This window comes from Pseudomonas migulae (genome assembly GCF_024169315.1).
Lineage (GTDB): Bacteria > Pseudomonadota > Gammaproteobacteria > Pseudomonadales > Pseudomonadaceae > Aquipseudomonas > Aquipseudomonas migulae_B.
Map to the genome: position 1 here is coordinate 1061326 of NZ_JALJWR010000001.1, position 19059 is coordinate 1080384.

The following is a 19059-nucleotide window of genomic DNA, read 5'->3' on the forward strand; positions in this document are numbered from 1 at the left end:
CATCAGAGACTCAAGATGAAATCGTTGAACTTGCTCACGAGCGCATCATCAATGAGCGAACTTGTGACAGCCATCAGCAAAGCGAATCCCAAGATGCCCAGAGGCGTCGCTAACGTCATGCCAAACGTGAATGCCAGCAGGCCACCAACCGCACGACCAGCCATGACGCTTTCTGTCTTCACAAAAAACGGTTTCCAATCTCCGCTCTTCATCGATTTCTGAGCTTCGGTGAGTATGTTGAAAGCGTCCACGCCGACACCAGCAAGACCGAAGCCTTTGCTGAACTTGTCAAGACTTTTAGCCATCATGTCCTTATCAAGCGAGTCGATAGCCTTGGCAATCGCCTCTCTATCCTTAACGCTAAACTTTTTGTTCAACACATCTTTATATTGATCAAAGGCTTTAATTGCCTCTTCGGCATTTCGTATCTTCTTCCCTTTGGCATTTTCCGAAAGTTCCTTCGCCAGAGCTGAAGCTTTCTCACCAAATTTTTCAGTCACTTCCTTGTAAAAGTCCGCTGTGAATTTGATAGCGCTGATGATCTGTTCTGCTTCGTCCGCACACTCTACCAAACCACTAAACGCATTTGAAGTCGCTGTCAGATGCCGAGCTGATTCAGCTTTCAACAATGCGTCGTGATAACTGAGCCACTTGGTCCCTAACGGAGTATTGTTTTGCAAGTACACCAGTTCGCTCAGCGCCTCCAGCTCTGGTTTGCTCAAGGGCGCGTTGATTTTCGGATTGTTCAGGGTGAAGTTGACGGTTATGCCATTAAACCTGAGAGGCTCGGTCGGCTGCACCGGCCTCATTTCAGCGATTTTGGTTGCCGCCATACGATCAAGCGTCATCTTGTAGTGCGTCAGGGTTTGAGTGAGTGTCAGCCCCGTCAAGGAGCCTGCTGCTGCAATCAACTCTGTCTGGAGAAACTCCGGGAGTTGCTGCGCATGAATATCCCGTTCCAGAGCAATGGTGCCAAGTCGCTGGTCCTGTGCTGCCACTAATGCAGCATCATCCAGGGAAGTATCCGACTCCGCCTCGTTTCTTTTCCTGGCCAGCTCTGCAAGCTTTCCAGCCAGAACGTCCATCGACAGAGAGAGCCTCTTGAGCTCCATTGCCGACTTATAGACATTGTTGAACAAACCAAACGAGTTATAGAGCGCATAAGGATCATGGTATGGGGAAGTCAGGACCTCACTTATTTTGCGACGCGGTAATACCTCCATCAAGAAGTAAGGACTCTGACCGTAAAGCGCGTAAGTCCCGGGCGCGGTGGAGATATATTGCGACTTCTTCGTATCGATAAGATCCAGTGCGACCTTTTGGTCCATCGCAGCAGATTCAGCGACTGTAAAATTTCCACCCTCTTTGGCAGCCTGCTTTCTTTCTTCCAACTCACGCTCGGTATCGGTGGTAAGTGTGCTGAATCTAGGGTTGTATTCATCATCAATCTGCATCTGGCCGTCGATCTGAACCCCCATAAACTCAGACATGACATTCGGCCCCGGAAGGTTTCGAATACTGCCAGGACCTCCCTGCCCCCTGCGCGGTCCTTCCTGAAGCCCCCAACCGCTGCCATTACCGATGTAACCGCCGCCACCGCCCACCCCAAATGCCCTCTCACGATCAGGATTAACGAACGAGGGTTTGATGTTGTACGGCTCGCCGCGAACGAATCCTTCGTCTTTGTCAGACATGTGCACATTCCCTTTATCTCAGTCCTTTGAAAAGACGCCATCCCATAGGTCGGCATCGAACGAACCCATTCAATCTCATAAAGGAAACCCGTGATGTCAGGAGAGCGCTTCGAATTGCCCGGCTAAATACGCTCCGCGTGGTAGGTCATCGATCAAAACAACTACTAACCAGATAAAAAGACGTCGAAACACTCCGATTAAAGCCTCGTTCACATACGAGATTTCGTACATTTCCTATTCCGCTTTCACCCATTTACAGCGGCTTTTTCAGACATCACGAGCACACCCGAGTGCTTTAGAGTGAGGCCCGAGCACATCCTCGAACTCCCGCGAAAAGGTACGAACATGCAACGGAATGCAAGCACTCTCTATCCCATCCTGCTGGTTCACGGTCTGTTCGGTTTCGACCGGATCGGCCCGGTCGAACTCTTCCAGGACATCAAGCAAGCACTGCGCAGCGACGGCGCCAGGGTGTTCATACCTCACCTGTCGGCTACCCATACCAACGAAGCACGCGGTGAACAGCTTCTGGCACAGATCGAACGGGTGCTGGAAGGTACCGGTGCTGAAAAGGTCAATCTGATCGGGCACAGCCAGGGGGCACTGGCCGCACGCTATGCCGCAGCGATAGCGCCGCAAGTCGTAGCGTCGGTGACGTCGGTCAGCGGACCGAACCACGGCTCGGAACTGGCGGACTTCCTGCGCAAGGCGTTGACGCCTGGACGCCTCCCGGAACGCGCCGCCGAAACGGTCGCCACCTTGTTCGCCGATTTCCTGTCGCTGCTGAGTGGCAACCCGTATTTGTCGCAGAACGCGATCGCGGCGTTGAATGCGCTGACCACCGAAGGTGTCTACGCGTTTAACGAGAAATACCCCCAGGGCTTGCCAAAAACCTGGGGCGGCAAGGGGCGTGAGCTGGTCAACGGGGTCCGCTATTATTCCTGGAGCGGTACGTTGCAAGGGACCGTTGTCGATGAAGGGCTCAATGCACTCGATCCGCTGAACGGGTTCTCACGGGCCTTTTCCCGTTATTTCACCACCGAAGCCGAGCAGAACGACGGCATGGTCGGACGCTTCAGTTCCCATCTGGGTAAAGTGATCCGCTCCGACTATCCACTGGACCATCTGGACAGCATCAACCAGACAGCCGGTCGGGTGCGCAAAGGCGTCGACCCGATTGATCTGTATGTGCAGCACGCCGAACGCCTGCGCAAGGCTGGCCTGTAGGCATTCGAAGGAACTTTGAGAAGAAATGGCCCACTGAATCCGGTAGGCTCCGCACTTTACTGAACATTGAAAGGAGTATTTTCCCATGCCTAAAGCCACTGCCCGTCATATCCTGGTTGCCAGCGAAGACAAGTGCAACGAACTCAAAGCCCAAATCGAGGCTGGCGCCGATTTCGCCGAAATTGCCAAAGCCAACTCCACGTGCCCTTCCAGCCGTCAGGGCGGTGACCTGGGTTCGTTCGGTCCAGGCCAGATGGTCAAGGAATTCGACACCGTGGTCTTCAGCGCACCGATCAACGTGGTACAAGGGCCGGTCAAGACCCAGTTCGGTTACCACCTGCTGGAAGTGACCAGCCGTCAGGACTGATCATTTCGCGAAGCATGCCCCACAACGGCCCGCCTTTTGGTGGGCCGTCGTGTTTCGGATGCATGTTGCGACTGGCGAGGGACGCGCCGCTAGCGTACAAATTGCGGTTATCGACCACCCGGCTCTAAGGCTGACAATGCGACTGGCTTTCCCTACTTTGTTGTTCACTGCCGTGGCCCTGCTATTGGGCGCCGCCGGTGTGAACGCCGCCCCCCAACACGCGCTGACCGTTTACGGCGAACCGGCGAAGTATCCTGCCGGCTTCAGTCATTTTGCCTACACCAATCCGCAAGCCCCGAAGGGTGGCACGATGCGGCGCTCGGCGATCGAGATCGGGCATTTCGACCATGTGTTGCCCTATATAGACAAAGGCATCGGTGTGACGCAGATCGACGGTTTGATCTATTCGCCGTTGGCCCAGCGGTCGCTGGACGAGCCTTACACCGTTTATGGCCTGGTGGCGCAGAAGATGGAGCGCTCGGATGACGGGTTGTCCCTGCGTTTCTACCTCAACCCCAAGGCTCGTTTCGCCGACGGCGAGCCGATCACCGCCGAGGACGTGCGCTACACCTTCGACCTGCTGATGACCCAGGGCAGCCTGCGCTATCGCACGCAGTTCGCCGACGTCAAAGGCGTCGAAGTGGAATCGCCGCGCACCGTTCGTTTCGACTTCAAGAGCAACGAAAACCGCACCCTGCCCCTCGACATCGCGACCTTGCCGGTGTTTCCCGAGCACTGGTGGAAAACCCGCGACTTCGCCAGCGGCGGCGGTTACGAGCCACCATTGGGCAGCGGCCCGTACAAGGTGAGCAAGGTCGACTCCGGACGCAGCATCACGTTCGAGCGCAATCCGGACTGGTGGGGCAAGGACCTGCCGGTCAGTCGCGGCCTCTACAATTTCGACCATTTCAGCATCGAGTACTTCGGCGATACCGATGTGGCGCGCCAGGTGTTGCGCGGCGGCGCCTACGATTACAACCGTGAATTCTCCGCCACCGGTTATTCCATTGGTTACGACAGCCCGGCGCTCAGCGACGGTCGCCTGCAGAAGGCGCATCTGGCGCAAAACGCGCCGCAATCGGCGCAAGGCTTCGTGTTCAACCTGCAAAATCCGCTGTTCCAGGATCGCCGCGTACGCCAGGCACTGGTGATGCTTTGGGATTTCGAATGGAGCAACCGGCAGATGATGCGCGACCTCTATATCCGCCAGCAGAGCTTCTTTTCCAACACCGACCTTGCCGCCCGCAACCTGCCGGATGCCGCCGAACTGGCGATTCTTGAACCCTTGCGCGGACAGATTCCCGACGAAGTGTTCACCAAGGTGTTCGAGGCACCGAAAACCGACGGCAGCGGCGTGATCCGCGACAAACAACTGCAAGCGCTGGACTTGCTGGAACAGGCCGGGTGGAAACCCGATGGCGACCAACTGGTGAATGCCGAGGGCAAGTCGCTGAGCTTTACCTTCCTGGTCAGCCAGAACGGCATGGACCGTTTGCTGCTGCCCTACAAGCGCACGCTGAAGCAGATCGGCATCGACCTGAACATCCGCCGCATCGACTCGTCCCAGTACGTCAATCGCCTGATGTCCCGGGATTACGACATGATCGTCACCGGCTACCCGGTCACCACCTCGCCGGGCAACGAACTGACCAACTATTTTGGCTCCGCGGCGGCCAACGATCCGGGCTCCAACAATTACATGGTGTTGAAAAACCCGGCGGTCGATACGTTGGTCAACGGCCTGGTTCGCGCCACCACCCAGACCGACATGCTGCGCTATGCCCATGCCCTGGACCGGGTGCTGCAATGGAACTACTACTGGATTCCCAACTACTATCCGCCGGGCAGTTCGACCGTGTGGTGGAACCGCTTCGGGATTCCCAGCGTGCAAGCCGCCAATGACGAAGCCATCGAGAGTTGGTGGGAAGTGAGCACCACGCCGCTGACCAACCAGCAGATGACCGCCGAGCTGATCAAGCGCGGCAAACCCGGAGGTCCGCACTGATGTGGGCTTATATTCTGCGGCGTTTGCTGCTGATCATTCCGACGCTGGTGATCATTCTGCTGGTCAACTTCGTCATCGTTCAGGCTGCGCCGGGCGGTCCGGTGGAGCAGGCGATCGCGCACCTGCAAGGCATCGGCGGCGCCAGTGTCGGCGGCGGTTCCAGCGAAGTCATGAGCGGCAGTTCGCGGGCCAGCCGTGGCCTCGATCCGCAACTGATCAAGGAAATCGAAAAACAGTACGGCTTCGACAAACCGGCGCCGGAACGCCTGTGGCTGATGCTCAAAAGCTATGCGCAACTGGATTTCGGCAAAAGCTTTTTCCGCGGCGCCACGGTCACCGACCTGATCCTGGAAAAAATGCCGGTGACCATTTCCCTCGGGCTCTGGGCCACGCTGATCACCTATCTGGTGTCGATCCCGCTGGGCATCCGCAAAGCCGTGCATCACGGCAGCCACTTCGATATCTGGACCAGCACCGCAATCATCATCGGCTATGCGATGCCGGCGTTCCTGTTCGCGATGTTCCTGATCGTGGTGTTTGCCGGCGGCACGTCGCTGAACTGGTTCCCGGTGCGCGGCCTGGTTTCGGACAACTTTGAATCGCTGTCCACCGTGGGCAAGATCGCCGACTATTTCTGGCACCTTGTGTTGCCGGTGACGTCACTGGTGATCGGCGGCTTCGCCACCCTGACCATCCTGACCAAAAACTCGTTCCTCAATGAAATCACCCGCCAATACGTGGTCACCGCCCGCGCCAAAGGCATGAGCGAGCGCCGCGTGCTGTATGGCCACGTGTTCCGCAACGCGATGCTGTTGGTGGTGTCGGGCATTCCCCAGGCGTTCATCAGTGTGTTTTTCGCCGGCTCGCTGCTGATCGAAGTGATCTTTTCCCTCGATGGCCTGGGCCGCATGAGCTACGAAGCCGCGGTGTCCCGGGACTATCCGGTGGTGTTCGGTTCGCTGTTCATCTTCACGCTGTTCGGCCTGCTGATAAAACTGGTCGGCGACCTCTGCTACACCCTGGTCGACCCGCGTATCGACTTCGCCGCGAGGAACGCCTGATGTTCAAGCTTTCGCCGTTGGCGCGTCGCCGTTTCGAACGTTTCAAGAAAAACCGCCGTGGCTGGTGGTCGCTGTGGCTATTCATCGGCCTGTTCCTGTTGAGCCTGGGCGGCGAGCTGATCGCCAATGACAAACCGCTGGTGGTCAGTTATCAGGGTTCGTTGTACTTCCCGGTTTTCAAGCGCTACACCGAGCAGGAGTTCGGCGGGCAACTGCCGTTCCAGGCTGACTACCGCAGCGACTATGTGCAGAAGCTGATCAAAAAGGATGGCGGCTGGCTGTTGTTTCCGCCAATCCCGTTCAGCGACGACACCCCCAACTATGACCTGAACAAACCGGCGCCGAGTCCGCCCTCGAACGTCAATTGGCTGGGTACCGACGACCAGGCTCGTGACGTGCTGGCGCGGGTGATTTTCGGCGCGCGGGTGTCGATTCTGTTTGCGTTGATGCTGACCTTTGTCAGCGCGCTGATCGGCATCGCCGCCGGCGCGTTGCAGGGTTACTACGGCGGCTGGGTCGACCTGATCGGCCAGCGTTTGCTGGAAGTCTGGTCGGGGTTGCCGGTGCTGTACCTGCTGATCATCCTGTCGGGGTTTGTCGAGCCGAACTTCTGGTGGCTGCTGGGGATCATGGCGTTGTTTTCCTGGCTGGCGCTGGTGGACGTGGTGCGCGCCGAGTTCCTGCGCGGACGCAACCTGGAATACGTCAAAGCCGCGCGTGCACTGGGCCTGACCGACCGCAAGGTGATCGTGCGGCACATTCTGCCCAACGCGATGAATGCGACGCTGAGTTACCTGCCGTTCATTCTGACCGGGGCGATTTCAACGCTCACGGCCCTGGATTTCCTCGGTTTCGGCATGCCGGCCGGCAGCGCGTCACTGGGCGAACTGATCGGTCAGGGCAAACAGAATCTGCAAGCACCGTGGCTGGGGCTGACGGCGTTTTTCACCCTGGCGCTGATTCTTTCTTTACTGGTGTTTATCGGCGAGGCGTTGCGAGATGCCTTTGATCCCCGATCCTGATTCACGATCATGAAGCGAGCGTTTAGATGAGTAACCTGATCGAAATCCGCAACCTCAGCGTGGCCTTCAGCGGCCAGACCGTGGTGCGCAATCTGAGCCTGGATATCCGCCCCGGTGAATGCCTGGCGCTGGTTGGCGAGTCGGGGTCCGGCAAATCGGTGACCGCGCACTCGATCCTGCAACTGTTGCCCGAGACCGACACCGAATCCACCGGCAGCATCCGCTATCGCGGCAAGGAACTGCTGGGCGCCTCTTCAAAAGTGCTGCGGGAGTTGCGCGGCAATCGCATCGCGATGATCTTTCAGGAGCCGATGACCTCGCTCAACCCGCTGCACAGCATTGAAAAACAGATCGGCGAAACCTTGCTGTTGCACAAAGGCTTGACCGGCAAACCGGCGCAGGCACGGATTCTTGAATTGCTGCACCTGGTGGGTATCCAGAAACCCAAGGAACGGCTCAAGGCATATCCGCATCAACTGTCCGGCGGCCAGCGGCAACGGGTGATGATCGCCATGGCCCTGGCCTGCGAACCGGAGTTGCTGATCGCCGACGAACCTACCACCGCGCTGGACGTGACGGTGCAGCGCAAAATTCTGTTGCTGCTCAAATCCCTGCAACAGCGACTCGGCATGTCGCTGCTGTTGATCAGCCATGACCTCAACCTGGTGCGCAGCATCGCCCAGCGCGTGTGCGTGATGAAGGCTGGGGAAATCGTCGAACAGGCGCCGTGCGAGACGCTGTTCACCGAGCCGAAGCATCCGTACAGCTGCGTGTTGCTGAATGCCGAACCGGAAGGCGAAGCCCTGGCCCGGGACGAACGCGAGAAGGTCCTGGAAGTGGACAATCTTTCCGTACGTTTCCCCCTCAGTGGCGGACTGTTTCAGCGCAAAACGTATTTGCATGCAGTGGATGGCATCAGCCTGAACGTCCAGCGCGGCAAGACGCTGGGCATTGTCGGTGAATCGGGTTCCGGCAAGTCCACACTGGGCCAGGCGATCCTGCGTCTGCTCGAATCCGAAGGCAGTATTCGCTTTCAGGGTGAAGCGCTGGACGGTTTGACGCAAAAGCAGCTGCGGCCGTGGCGCAAGAAAATGCAGGTGGTGTTCCAGGACCCTTTCGGTAGCCTCAGCCCACGGATGTCCGTGGCGCAGATCATCAGCGAAGGCCTTGAGGTTCATAGCCAATTGACGGCGGACGAATGCAAGGCCGAGGTGATTCGGGCATTGCAGGAAGTCGGCCTCGACCCGCAAACCCGTCATCGCTACCCCCATGAATTCTCCGGCGGTCAACGCCAGCGCATCGCCATTGCCCGGGCGCTGGTGCTGAAACCGGCGCTGATCCTGCTCGACGAACCGACCTCGGCGCTGGACCGCACGGTGCAAAAACAAGTGGTCGCCCTGCTTCGCCAGCTTCAGGAAAAACACGGCCTGACGTACCTGTTCATCAGCCACGACCTGGCGGTGGTCCGCGCCCTCGCCCATGACATGATCGTGATCAAGGACGGCAAGGTGGTGGAAAGCGGTGCCAGCCATGATGTGTTCGAGTCACCGCAGCATCCGTACACCAAGGAGCTGTTGGCGGCGGCGCATCCGCGGTAGGCATAATTTGTGTCCAACCTTTGGACCGCGTCGCCTCCTTCGCGAGCAAGCTTCGCTCCTACAGATCAGCCTGCATCTGTAGGAGCGAGGCTTGCCCGCGAAGAGGCCAGCACAGGCAATACACAATCAGGATCAGCCCACATGAACACCACCGAAAGCCTCAAGGACTACCAGCGCGTTCGCCTGTTGGCGATCCGTTCGCTGTTCGAGATCATCGAGCAGTCGAGTGAAGGCACGGTGATCGTCGATCGTGACGCCAACATCGTCTGGATGAACGAACGCTATGCCCGACGTTTCGGTCTGGCATCGGCTGAAGTGGCGATCGGCAAGGCCTGCGAAAGCGTGATCCCCGGCAGTCTGCTGCGTGAGGTGGTGCGCACCGGCCGGCCGATTCTGCTCGACATGCAGGACACCCCGAAAGAACCGCTGGTGGTCATGCGCCTGCCGATCCATGACGATGCCGGCGTGGTGATCGGTGCGATTGGTTTTGCCCTGTTCGACGAGTTGCGCAGCCTGTCGCCGATGCTCAAGCGCTACATGAGCATGCAGGAAGAACTGGCCTCCACGCGCTCGCTGCTGCGGGCACGACAGACCAAGTACAACTTCGCCCATTTCATCGGCACCAGCGCGGCCAGCCTCGAAGTCAAACGCCGCGCCCGGCGCAGTGCCAGCGCCGATTCGCCGGTGTTGCTGCTCGGCGAAACCGGCACCGGCAAAGAGCTGTTGGCGCAGGCTATTCACGGGGCCTCGCCGCGTGCCCATAAAGCTTTCGTCAGCATCAACAGCGCAGCGATTCCCGAGTCGCTGCTGGAAGCCGAATTCTTCGGCACCGCCCCCGGTGCGTTCACCGGAGCGGACCGCAAGGGCCGAACCGGCAAGTTGCAGATCGCCCAGGGCGGCACGTTGTTCCTCGATGAGATCGGCGACATGCCGCTTCCCCTGCAAAGCAAACTGCTGCGGGTGTTGCAGGAAAAAGAATTCGAACCGGTCGGTTCCAATGAGGTGATCCAGAGCGATGTGCGGGTGATCGCAGCGACCTCGACCGACCTTGAAGCGGCGATCAAACGCGGCGAGTTTCGTGCCGATCTGTATTACCGCCTCAACGTGCTGCCGATCCAGGTGCCACCGTTGCGCGATCGTCTCGATGATTTGCCGGCGCTCAGTGAGGCGATTCTCGAGGAGCTGCGCAGCCAGCATGAACTGAACCGTGAAGCGCTGGCGCTATTGGGACAACACGCCTGGCCGGGAAATATTCGCGAACTGCGCAACGTGCTGGAACGGGCGGCGTTACTCAGTGACGACCTGATGCTGAATGCGCAGGATATCCGCGCGGCGATCGGCACGTTTACGCCGGTAGAGCGCGCGGCGCCGTTGATGATTGAACCGGTTGTGCATGAGACCTTCAGCGAGGCTCGGGAGCGGTTTGACCGGCAATTGATTGAATCCGCCCTGGCGCAATGCGGGGGGAAAGTGATTGAAGCGGCGGCCAGGTTGGGGCTTGGGCGGTCGACGTTGTACAAGAAGATGGTGGCGTTGGGGATTGTAGAGTCTCAATAAAGAGACGCTAATCTCTATTGGTAGATATGGCCTCTTCGCGGGCAAGCCTCGCTCCTACAGTCGAGGTCATCCACAAAAATCACCCTATATGATGATTCCGTAGGAGCGAGGCTTGCCCGCGAAAGCGTCCGCAAACTCATCAACAATCTCTAAACAGAGACGACAATCAAAAATCTCGATATTAAAATAATAAATATACTTATATTTCAACATGTTGCGTGACTGGCACGAAACTCGCTATAGCCCCTCCCCACACAGCTTCACCACACAAAAATAACAATCCAGGAGACACACCATGAGTGTGATCATTGCCTTGGCAGCCCTCGCGCTGCTGATGCTCGCGGCCTACCGTGGCTACAGCGTTATCCTCTTCGCCCCGATTGCCGCCCTCGGCGCCGTTCTGCTCACCGACCCCTCCGCTGTCGCCCCCGCCTTCACCGGGGTGTTCATGGAAAAGATGGTCGGCTTCATCAAACTGTATTTCCCGGTGTTCCTGCTCGGTGCGGTGTTCGGCAAGCTGATCGAGTTGTCGGGTTTCTCGCGCTCCATTGTCGCGGCGGCGATTCGCCTGCTCGGCACCCGCCAGGCGATGCTGGTGATCGTGCTGGTCTGCGCCCTGCTGACTTACGGCGGCGTGTCGCTGTTCGTGGTGGTGTTTGCGGTCTACCCGTTCGCTGCCGAAATGTTCCGCCAGAGCAATATCCCTAAACGCCTGATCCCGGCGACCATCGCCCTCGGTGCGTTCTCGTTCACCATGGACGCCCTGCCCGGCACCCCGCAGATCCAGAACATCATCCCCAGCACCTTCTTCAACACCACCGCCTGGGCGGCGCCGTGGCTGGGTTTGATCGGCTCGATCTTCGTGGTCTGTGCCGGCATGCTGTTTCTGCAGCGCCAGCGCAACAAGGCTCAGGCTGCCGGTGAAGGCTATGGCACCGAACTGCGCAACGAGCCGGAAACCGCTCCCGATATCAAGCTGCCCAATCCGTGGATCGCACTGTCGCCACTGCTGGCGGTGGGCATCATGAACCTGCTGTTTACCCAGTGGATTCCCCAGTGGTACGGCAAGACCCACAGCCTCGCGCTGCCGGGCATGGCTGCACCGGTGACCACTGAAATCGCCAAGCTCACGGCGATCTGGGCGGTTCAGGCGGCGTTGCTGGTCGGCATCATCATGGTGCTGGTGTTCGGCTTCCAGGCCATTCGCGGCAAGTTGGCCGAAGGCAGTCGAAGTGCGGTCGGGGGATCGTTGCTGGCGGCGATGAACACCGCCTCGGAATACGGCTTTGGTGCAGTAATCGCTTCCTTGCCGGGCTTCCTGGTCCTGGCCGACTGGCTCAAGAGCATTCCCAATCCGCTGGTCAACGAAGCGGTTACCGTCACCCTGCTGGCCGGCATCACCGGTTCGGCGTCGGGCGGCATGAGCATTGCGCTGGCAGCCATGGCCAATGACTTCATCGCCGCAGCCCATGCCGCCAATATTCCCCTGGAAGTGATGCACCGGGTCGCCGCGATGGCGAGCGGCGGCATGGACACCCTGCCGCACAACGGCGCGGTCATCACCCTGCTGGCCGTCACCGGCCTGACCCACCGCGAAGCCTACAAAGACATTTTCTGTATTACGCTGATCAAGACCCTGGCGGTCTTTGTGGTGATCGGTACTTTCTACGCCACTGGCATTGTGTGAGGTATTCATGACGACTCTTTCGGGCAAGACCGCACTGGTCACCGGTTCCACCAGCGGCATCGGCCTGGGCATCGCGCTCAGCCTGGCCAAGGCCGGCGCCAACCTGATCCTCAACGGTTTCGGCGATGCCTCCAAGGTGATTGCCGAAGTTGAACAGTTCGGCGGCAAGGTCGGCCATCACCCCGCCGATGTCAGCGACCCGGCGCAGATCGCCGACATGATCGAATACGCCGAACGCGAGTTCGGCGGCGTGGACATTCTGGTCAACAACGCCGGCATCCAGCATGTGGCTCCGGTGGAAGACTTTCCCGTGGAGCGTTGGGACTCGATCATCGCGATCAACCTGTCGTCGGTGTTCCATAGCACCCGCTTGAGCCTGCCGGGCATGCGCCAGAAAGGCTGGGGACGGATCATCAACATCGCCTCGGTGCACGGTCAGGTCGGGTCGGTGGGCAAAGCCGCTTACGTCGCGGCCAAGCACGGGGTGATCGGCTTGACCAAGGTGGTCGGCCTGGAAACCGCCACGACCAATGTCACCTGCAATGCGATTTGCCCGGGCTGGGTGTTGACGCCGCTGGTGCAGAAGCAGATCGATGACCGCATCGCGACCGGGACTGATCCGCAGCAGGCGCAGCATGATTTGCTGGCCGAGAAGCAGCCGTCGCTGGAGTTCGTCACACCGCCGCAACTGGGTGAGCTGGTGCTGTTCCTGTGCAGCGAGGCCGGCAGCCAGGTGCGGGGCGCGGCGTGGAATATTGATGGTGGGTGGTTGGCGCAGTGATCAACTGTTAGACCGCGTTATCGTTCATCGCGGGCAAGCCACGCTCCCACAGGTTTGTGGCGGGTGTCGAATTTGGGTTCGACACAAATCCTGTGGGAGCGTGACTTGCCCGCGATCGAGTGCGTAGCACTCGCCAACAAGAAGAGGCAAACCATGTCCGACATCCTCTGGCAACCCGGCGCCGAGCGCATTGGCAAAACCCGCATGGAGGCCTTTCGGCGCTTCATCAATCAGCGTCACCACCTCGACGTCGCTGACTACGCCGATCTGCATCAATGGTCCATCGATCAGCGCATCGATTTCTGGCAAGCCATCGTCGATTTCTTTGATATCCGCTTCCACGACCAACCCGACGCCGTGCTGATCGAAGGCGATCACATGCCCAGCGCCCAATGGTTTCCCGGCGCCACCCTGAACTTCGCCGAACACTTGCTGCGTCGCCGCGACGATGCCGTGGCCGTGATCGCCATCGGCGAAAACGGACAGCGCGAACAGCTGACCTGGGCCGAACTGGCCGAGCATGTCGCCGGTTTTCAAAACAGTTTGATCGCCGCCGGTGTCGGCCTCGGCGACCGCGTCGCCGCGTGCATGCCCAATACCTGGCAAACCCTGGTGGCCATGCTCGCGACCACCAGCCTCGGGGCAATCTGGTCCTGTTCGTCGCCGGACTTCGGCACCCAGGGCGTGATCGACCGCTTCGGCCAGATCGAACCGAAAGTGCTGATCACCTGCGCCGGCTACCGTTATGCCGGCAAAGACATCGACCAGCGCGCCAAGGTCAACGAAATCCTCGAACGCCTGCCGTCGTTGCAACAGTTGATCGTTGTGCCGTACGCACGTCCACAGGCGCATATCGCAGACTTCCGCACCCGTGCCGACGTGGCGCTCTGGGATGAATTCTACGAAGCCGGTGGCGAGCCGGATTTTGTCGCCGTGCCCTTCGCGCACCCGCTGTACATCCTCTATTCCAGCGGCACCACCGGCGTGCCCAAATGCATCATTCACAGTACCGGCGGCGTGCTGCTGCAACACGTCAAGGAACACGGCCTGCATTGTGATCTCGGTCCCGGCGACCGTTTGTTCTATTACACGACGTGCGGCTGGATGATGTGGAACTGGCTGGTCTCGGCCCTGGCCGTGGACAGTGCCGTGGTCCTGTACGACGGCTCGCCGTTTCATCCCGGCCCCGAACGCTTGATCGACCTGATCGACGACGAACGCATCAGCGTGTTCGGCACCAGCCCCAAATACCTCGCGACACTGGAAAGCACGGGCGTGACGCCTCGGAAAAGTCATGATCTTGGCAGCCTGAAAACCCTGCTGTGCACCGGTTCTGCGCTGTCGCCGCAAAGTTACGACTACGTTTACCGCGACTTCAAGGCTGACCTGTGCCTGGCGTCGATGTCCGGCGGCACCGACATCGTTTCCTGCTTCGTCAACGGCAATCCGTGGCTGCCGGTGCGTCGCGGCGAGATCCAGGGCAAGAGCCTGGGCATGGCCGTCGAAGTCTGGAACGACGCCGGCACGACGGTGGTTGGCAAAAAAGGCGAGCTGGTCTGCACCCGGCACTTCCCGGCAATGCCCATCGGCCTGTGGAACGACCCGACCGGCGAAAAGCTGCGCGCGTCCTACTTCAGCCAGTTCCCCGGCGTCTGGGCCCAGGGCGATTACGCCGAACAGCTGGCTCACGGCGCAATGATGATTCACGGCCGCTCGGACGCCGTGCTCAACCCCGGCGGCGTGCGCATCGGCACCGCGGAAATCTACCGTCAGGTGGAAAAAGTCCCGCAGGTGATCGACAGCGTGGCCATCGGTCAGCAATGGCAGGATGACGTGCGGGTGGTGTTGTTCGTGCGCTTGCGCGATGGCGTCGAACTCGACGAGGCGCTGCAACAGCAGATTCGCCAGGTCATTCGCGCCAACACCACGCCACGGCATGTGCCGGCGAAAATCGTCGCGGTGACGGACATTCCACGGACCATCAGCGGCAAAGTGGTCGAGCTGGCGGTGCGGAATGTGGTGCATGGCGAGGTGGTGAAAAACACCGATGCGCTGGCCAATCCGGAGGCGCTGGAACAGTTCCGCAATCGCCCCGAGCTCAACGATTGATCACGCAGATTGCACTGTAGGAGCGAGCTTGCTCGCGAAAGACGTTAACGATAACGCGTACTTGCTGATCTAACGCGTTGCGCTCAAGGTCTTCGCGAGCAAGCCCGCTCCCACAGGGGATTTGGGTCAGTCCATCAATCCCCATTCGCCGGGTGGCGCATGGGGTCCCGGTGATGTTTCGGCATGCAGCTTCAGCCGCAGGCGCAGATTGTTCACCGAGTCCGCGTGCTTCAGCGCTTCCTCCTCATCGATCGCACCTTCTTCAACCAATGCGAACAGTGCGCCATCGAACGTCTGCATGCCCAGTTCGGGGGACTTCTCCATGATCCCTTTGAGCTCATCGAATTCGTTGTGCCGGATCAAGTCACCAATGGTCGGCGAACCGAGCATCACCTCCACCGCCGCCCTCCGCTGCCCATCGCGGGTACGCACAAGCCGTTGGGAAACGAACGCCTTCAGGTTGTTGCCCAGGTCATGCAGCAACTGCGTGCGTCGTTCTTCCGGGAAGAAGTTGATGATGCGGTCCAGCGCCTGATGGGCGTTGTGGGCATGCAAAGTGGAAATCACCAGATGCCCGGTATCGGCAAACCCCAGCGCATGCTCCATGGTTTCACGGTCGCGGATCTCGCCGATCAGCACCACGTCCGGCGCCTGGCGCAGGGTGTTCTTCAACGCCGCATGGAAACTGCGGGTGTCCACGCCGACCTCGCGCTGATTGATGATCGATTTCTTGTGCCGATGAATGTATTCGACCGGGTCCTCGATGGTGATGATGTGGCCGCTGCTGTGACGGTTTCGATAATCGATCAACGCCGCCAGTGAGGTAGACTTGCCCGAATCGGTCGCGCCGACGAACAGCATCAGCCCTTGTTTGAGCATGACCGTTTCCAGCAGCACCGCGGGCAACCGCAGGTCTTCGAAACGCGGAATGTCGAGTTTGACGTTACGCACCACGATCGACACATCGTTGCGCTGTTTGAAAATATTGACCCGAAAACGCCCGACACCCGTCAACGAGATCGCCAGGTTCATCTCCAGTTCCCGATCGAACTCCAGCCGTTGCTCGGCGTCCATGATGGACGAGGCAATCGCCGTGATTTCCCCTGGTTTGAACGGCTGGTCGGTCAGCGACTTGAGCACACCGTCAAACCGTGCGCAGGGAGGCGCGCCAGTGGACAGGTACAGATCGGAACCCTCCTGGCTGGCCAGAATTTTTAGAAGCCCATCGATTTCCATGGCAAAAAGCACCCGCGAAGCATTGAATGAACAAAAATGACCCCGAAAACCGGTCATGCAGCGCCTACCGCTCTAGGATAGTAGACCGCGGACACACAGACTGACGTGCAGGACACCTTGATGAACGCAACATCCACCGGCAGCGATGCCCAGGCCTTGATCGCCAGACTGGACTGGGCGAGCACCCCGCTCGGTAGCGCCAGTGCATGGCCGCAGAGCCTGCGCACGGCGGTGGACATCGTGATTCACTCACCGATGCCGATGCTGTTGCTGTGGGGTCCGGAACTCACCCAGATCTACAACGACGGCTTCGCCCTGCTGGCCGGAAGCAAGCATCCACACGCTTTCGGACAACCGACACACCAGATCTGGCCAGAACTCAAAGACTTTACCGACCCGATTTACAGCGCCGTCCTACAGGGCCAGGTGCGAACCTACAGCGAACAGCGCTTCACCCTACAACGTAACGGTGATGATTCCGACTTCTGGCTGGATTTGACCTACAGTCCGATCCGCGATGAAAGCGCCGAGGTCGCCGGAATTCTGGTCACCGCCATCGAAACCAACGAACGGCGACGCATCGCCCTTGAACTGGAACAGCGCTCGGCCGCCAGCCTGAAGGCCCAACGCGAAACCGAGGAACGCCTGCAATTGGCGCTGGCGGCCACCGACGCTGTCGGCACCTGGGATTGGGACATCAGCGAGGATCGCTTCATTGCCGATACCCACTTCGCCCAGTTGCATGGCGTCGATCCGCTGCTCGCCAGCCAGTTACCCATCAGTGATTATCTCGAGGCCGTGCATCCGGAAGACCGTGCGATGGTCACCCGCGGCATCAAGCACTGCATCACCCACGGCACCGAATACGGCGAGGAATATCGCCTGCTGCAACCCGACGGGCAGCTGCGCTGGGTGTTTGCCCGGGGTCGTTGTTACAAGGATCACCATGGTCGGCCCATCCGCTTCCTCGGCGCCGCCCTGGACCTGACCGAACGCAAACACACCGAACAGGCCTTGCGCCAGAGCCAGACCGAGCTGCAACTGATCATCAACGCCATGCCGATCCTGATCAGTTACGTCGACAGCGAGGAACGCTTTCGCCTGAACAACGCCGCGTACCTGGACTGGTACGGCCTGACGCCCCAGGAACTTTACGGTCGGACCATTCGTGAGGTGCTGGGCGAAGAGGCCTACGCCCTGCGCGCCGAATACATCGCCGAAGCACTGGCGGGCAGAACCTGCTGTTTCAGCATCAGCACGCCGCATCGGGATGGCAGCACCCGTCAGGCCTTGATGAATTACCTGCCCCGCCACGGACCGGATGGTGCGGTGAACGGTTTCTACATCTTCGTGATCGACGAAACCGAGCGCAAACAGACCGAAGAAGCCTTGCGCAACCTCAACGAAACCCTTGAAGAACGCGTTGCCGCCCGCACCCAGCAATTGGCCGAAACCAACCAGCGCCTGCAAAACGAGATGTTCGAGCGCGAGCGTGCCGAAGACGCCTTGCGTCATGCGCAAAAAATGGAAGCGGTCGGCCAGCTCACCGGCGGCATCGCCCATGACTTCAACAACATGCTCACCGGGATCATCGGCAGCCTCGACCTGATGCAGCGCTACATCGCCGACGGGCGCGCCGCCGAGATCGGCCGATTCACCGAGGCGGCCGTGTCATCGGCCAACCGCGCGGCCGCCCTGACCCATCGCCTGCTGGCGTTCTCCCGGCGCCAGTCGCTGGATCGCAAGACGCTGGATGCCAACGCGCTGATTCATTCCCTGGAAGACCTGCTCAGCCGCACCAAGGGCGATCACATCGCGCTGAAACTGCAACTGGCCGATGAAGTGTGGCCGGTCAGCACCGACGTCAGCCAACTGGAAAACGCCTTGCTCAACCTGGTGATCAACGCCCGCGATGCCATGCCCGATGGCGGCGAGTTACTGATTGAAACGGCCAATGTCTACCTCGACAGCAGTGATATCGCCACCCTGGAAACCGTCAAGCCAGGGGATTACGTGATGATTGCCGTCAGCGATAACGGCACCGGCATGACGCCGTCGGTATTGGCCAAAGCGTTCGACCCGTTCTTTACCACCAAACCCATCGGCCAGGGCACCGGGCTTGGCCTTTCGATGATTTATGGTTTTGCCCAGCAGTCAGGCGGTCACGTCACACTCGACAGCCTTCCAGGCCAAGGCACCTGCGTTCGCCTGTACCTGCCGCGCCTGCATTTCCCTGAGCCGGAGAACACCCTGATGCCCTTCAGCGGCGAGGCTCCGGCGGCGATTGCCGGTGAAACCGTGATCTTGGTGGAAGACGATCCAGCGGTGCGTATGCTGGTCCTCGATTTGCTGAACGAGCTGGGTTATCACGCCCATGAAGCCGAAGACGCGAAGACCGCCCTGCCCTTGCTGGAGTCCGACTTGCGCGTTGATCTGCTGGTGACCGATGTCGGGCTGCCGGGCATGAATGGACGGCAGTTGGCTGAAATTGCGCGTCAGCACCGGCCAGATCTTAAGGTGCTGTTCATGACCGGGTATGCGGAGAAGGCGACTGAACGCCAGGGTTTCCTTGAGGAAGGCATGGACATGGTGGCCAAACCGTTTTCCATTGACCTGCTGGCCAACAAGATTCGCACGATGATCGGCCAACCCGAGTGAGTTGAGGCATAATCGCGCGCCCCACGCTCGCACCAACATAGCCACCACCGTTGCAAG

At 59.5% G+C, this 19059-nt stretch carries 13 protein-coding genes; 11 read left to right on the plus strand and 2 right to left on the minus strand.

Features of this window, described 5'->3' with window-relative positions; translation table 11 throughout:
* Window positions 1-2: 2 nt before the first annotated feature.
* Window positions 3-1694, minus strand: coding sequence for a colicin-like pore-forming protein (locus tag J2Y86_RS04905; protein WP_253428619.1), 1692 nt, complete (start codon window positions 1692-1694; stop codon window positions 3-5).
* A 345-nt stretch (window positions 1695-2039) separates the two neighbouring features.
* Between J2Y86_RS04905 and J2Y86_RS04910 the strand changes: the two genes are divergently transcribed.
* The 10 genes from J2Y86_RS04910 to J2Y86_RS04955 all read left to right on the plus strand — a co-directional run bounded on the left by J2Y86_RS04910 (window position 2040) and on the right by J2Y86_RS04955 (window position 15108).
* A complete protein-coding gene (locus tag J2Y86_RS04910) occupies window positions 2040-2921 on the plus strand; it encodes an esterase/lipase family protein (RefSeq protein ID WP_253428620.1) in 882 nt (293 codons plus the stop codon).
* An 85-nt stretch (window positions 2922-3006) separates the two neighbouring features.
* A complete protein-coding gene (locus J2Y86_RS04915) occupies window positions 3007-3288 on the plus strand; it encodes a peptidylprolyl isomerase (RefSeq protein ID WP_253428621.1) in 282 nt (93 codons plus the stop codon).
* Between the two features lie 136 nt (window positions 3289-3424).
* Window positions 3425-5293 (plus strand): extracellular solute-binding protein, encoded by a 1869-nt coding sequence (locus tag J2Y86_RS04920; RefSeq protein WP_253428622.1) that lies wholly within the window; start codon window positions 3425-3427, stop codon window positions 5291-5293.
* Complete coding sequence (locus tag J2Y86_RS04925) at window positions 5293-6354, plus strand: microcin C ABC transporter permease YejB (protein ID WP_253428623.1); 1062 nt, start codon at window positions 5293-5295, stop codon at window positions 6352-6354. The genes J2Y86_RS04920 and J2Y86_RS04925 overlap by 1 nt, the downstream gene beginning before the upstream one ends.
* Window positions 6354-7376 carry an ABC transporter permease gene (locus J2Y86_RS04930; protein ID WP_253428624.1) on the plus strand — a complete coding sequence of 341 codons (1023 nt, stop codon included), beginning with the start codon at window positions 6354-6356 and terminating at the stop codon, window positions 7374-7376. The genes J2Y86_RS04925 and J2Y86_RS04930 overlap by 1 nt, the downstream gene beginning before the upstream one ends.
* 26 nt (window positions 7377-7402) lie before the next feature.
* A complete protein-coding gene (locus tag J2Y86_RS04935) occupies window positions 7403-8974 on the plus strand; it encodes an ABC transporter ATP-binding protein (RefSeq protein WP_253428625.1) in 1572 nt (523 codons plus the stop codon).
* A 141-nt stretch (window positions 8975-9115) separates the two neighbouring features.
* On the plus strand, window positions 9116-10531 hold the full coding sequence (locus J2Y86_RS04940; protein WP_253428626.1) for a sigma-54 interaction domain-containing protein: 1416 nt from the start codon (window positions 9116-9118) through the stop codon (window positions 10529-10531).
* A gap of 295 nt (window positions 10532-10826) precedes the next feature.
* Window positions 10827-12218 (plus strand): GntP family permease, encoded by a 1392-nt coding sequence (locus tag J2Y86_RS04945; protein ID WP_253428627.1) that lies wholly within the window; start codon window positions 10827-10829, stop codon window positions 12216-12218.
* A gap of 7 nt (window positions 12219-12225) precedes the next feature.
* The gene (gene hbdH / locus J2Y86_RS04950) at window positions 12226-12999 is read left to right on the plus strand and encodes a 3-hydroxybutyrate dehydrogenase (protein WP_253428628.1); all 774 of its coding nucleotides are present in this window, start codon (window positions 12226-12228) and stop codon (window positions 12997-12999) included.
* 153 nt (window positions 13000-13152) lie between these two features.
* Window positions 13153-15108, plus strand: a complete 1956-nt coding sequence (locus J2Y86_RS04955; RefSeq protein ID WP_253428629.1) for an acetoacetate--CoA ligase — start codon at window positions 13153-13155, stop codon at window positions 15106-15108.
* Between the two features lie 126 nt (window positions 15109-15234).
* Here the strand turns inward: J2Y86_RS04955 and J2Y86_RS04960 are convergent, their stop codons facing one another.
* Window positions 15235-16344, minus strand: a complete 1110-nt coding sequence (locus J2Y86_RS04960) for a PilT/PilU family type 4a pilus ATPase (protein ID WP_253428630.1) — start codon at window positions 16342-16344, stop codon at window positions 15235-15237.
* 120 nt (window positions 16345-16464) lie between these two features.
* Between J2Y86_RS04960 and J2Y86_RS04965 the strand changes: the two genes are divergently transcribed.
* Window positions 16465-19002 carry a PAS domain-containing hybrid sensor histidine kinase/response regulator gene (locus tag J2Y86_RS04965; protein WP_253428631.1) on the plus strand — a complete coding sequence of 846 codons (2538 nt, stop codon included), beginning with the start codon at window positions 16465-16467 and terminating at the stop codon, window positions 19000-19002.
* The last annotated feature ends 57 nt before the right edge of the window (window positions 19003-19059 follow it).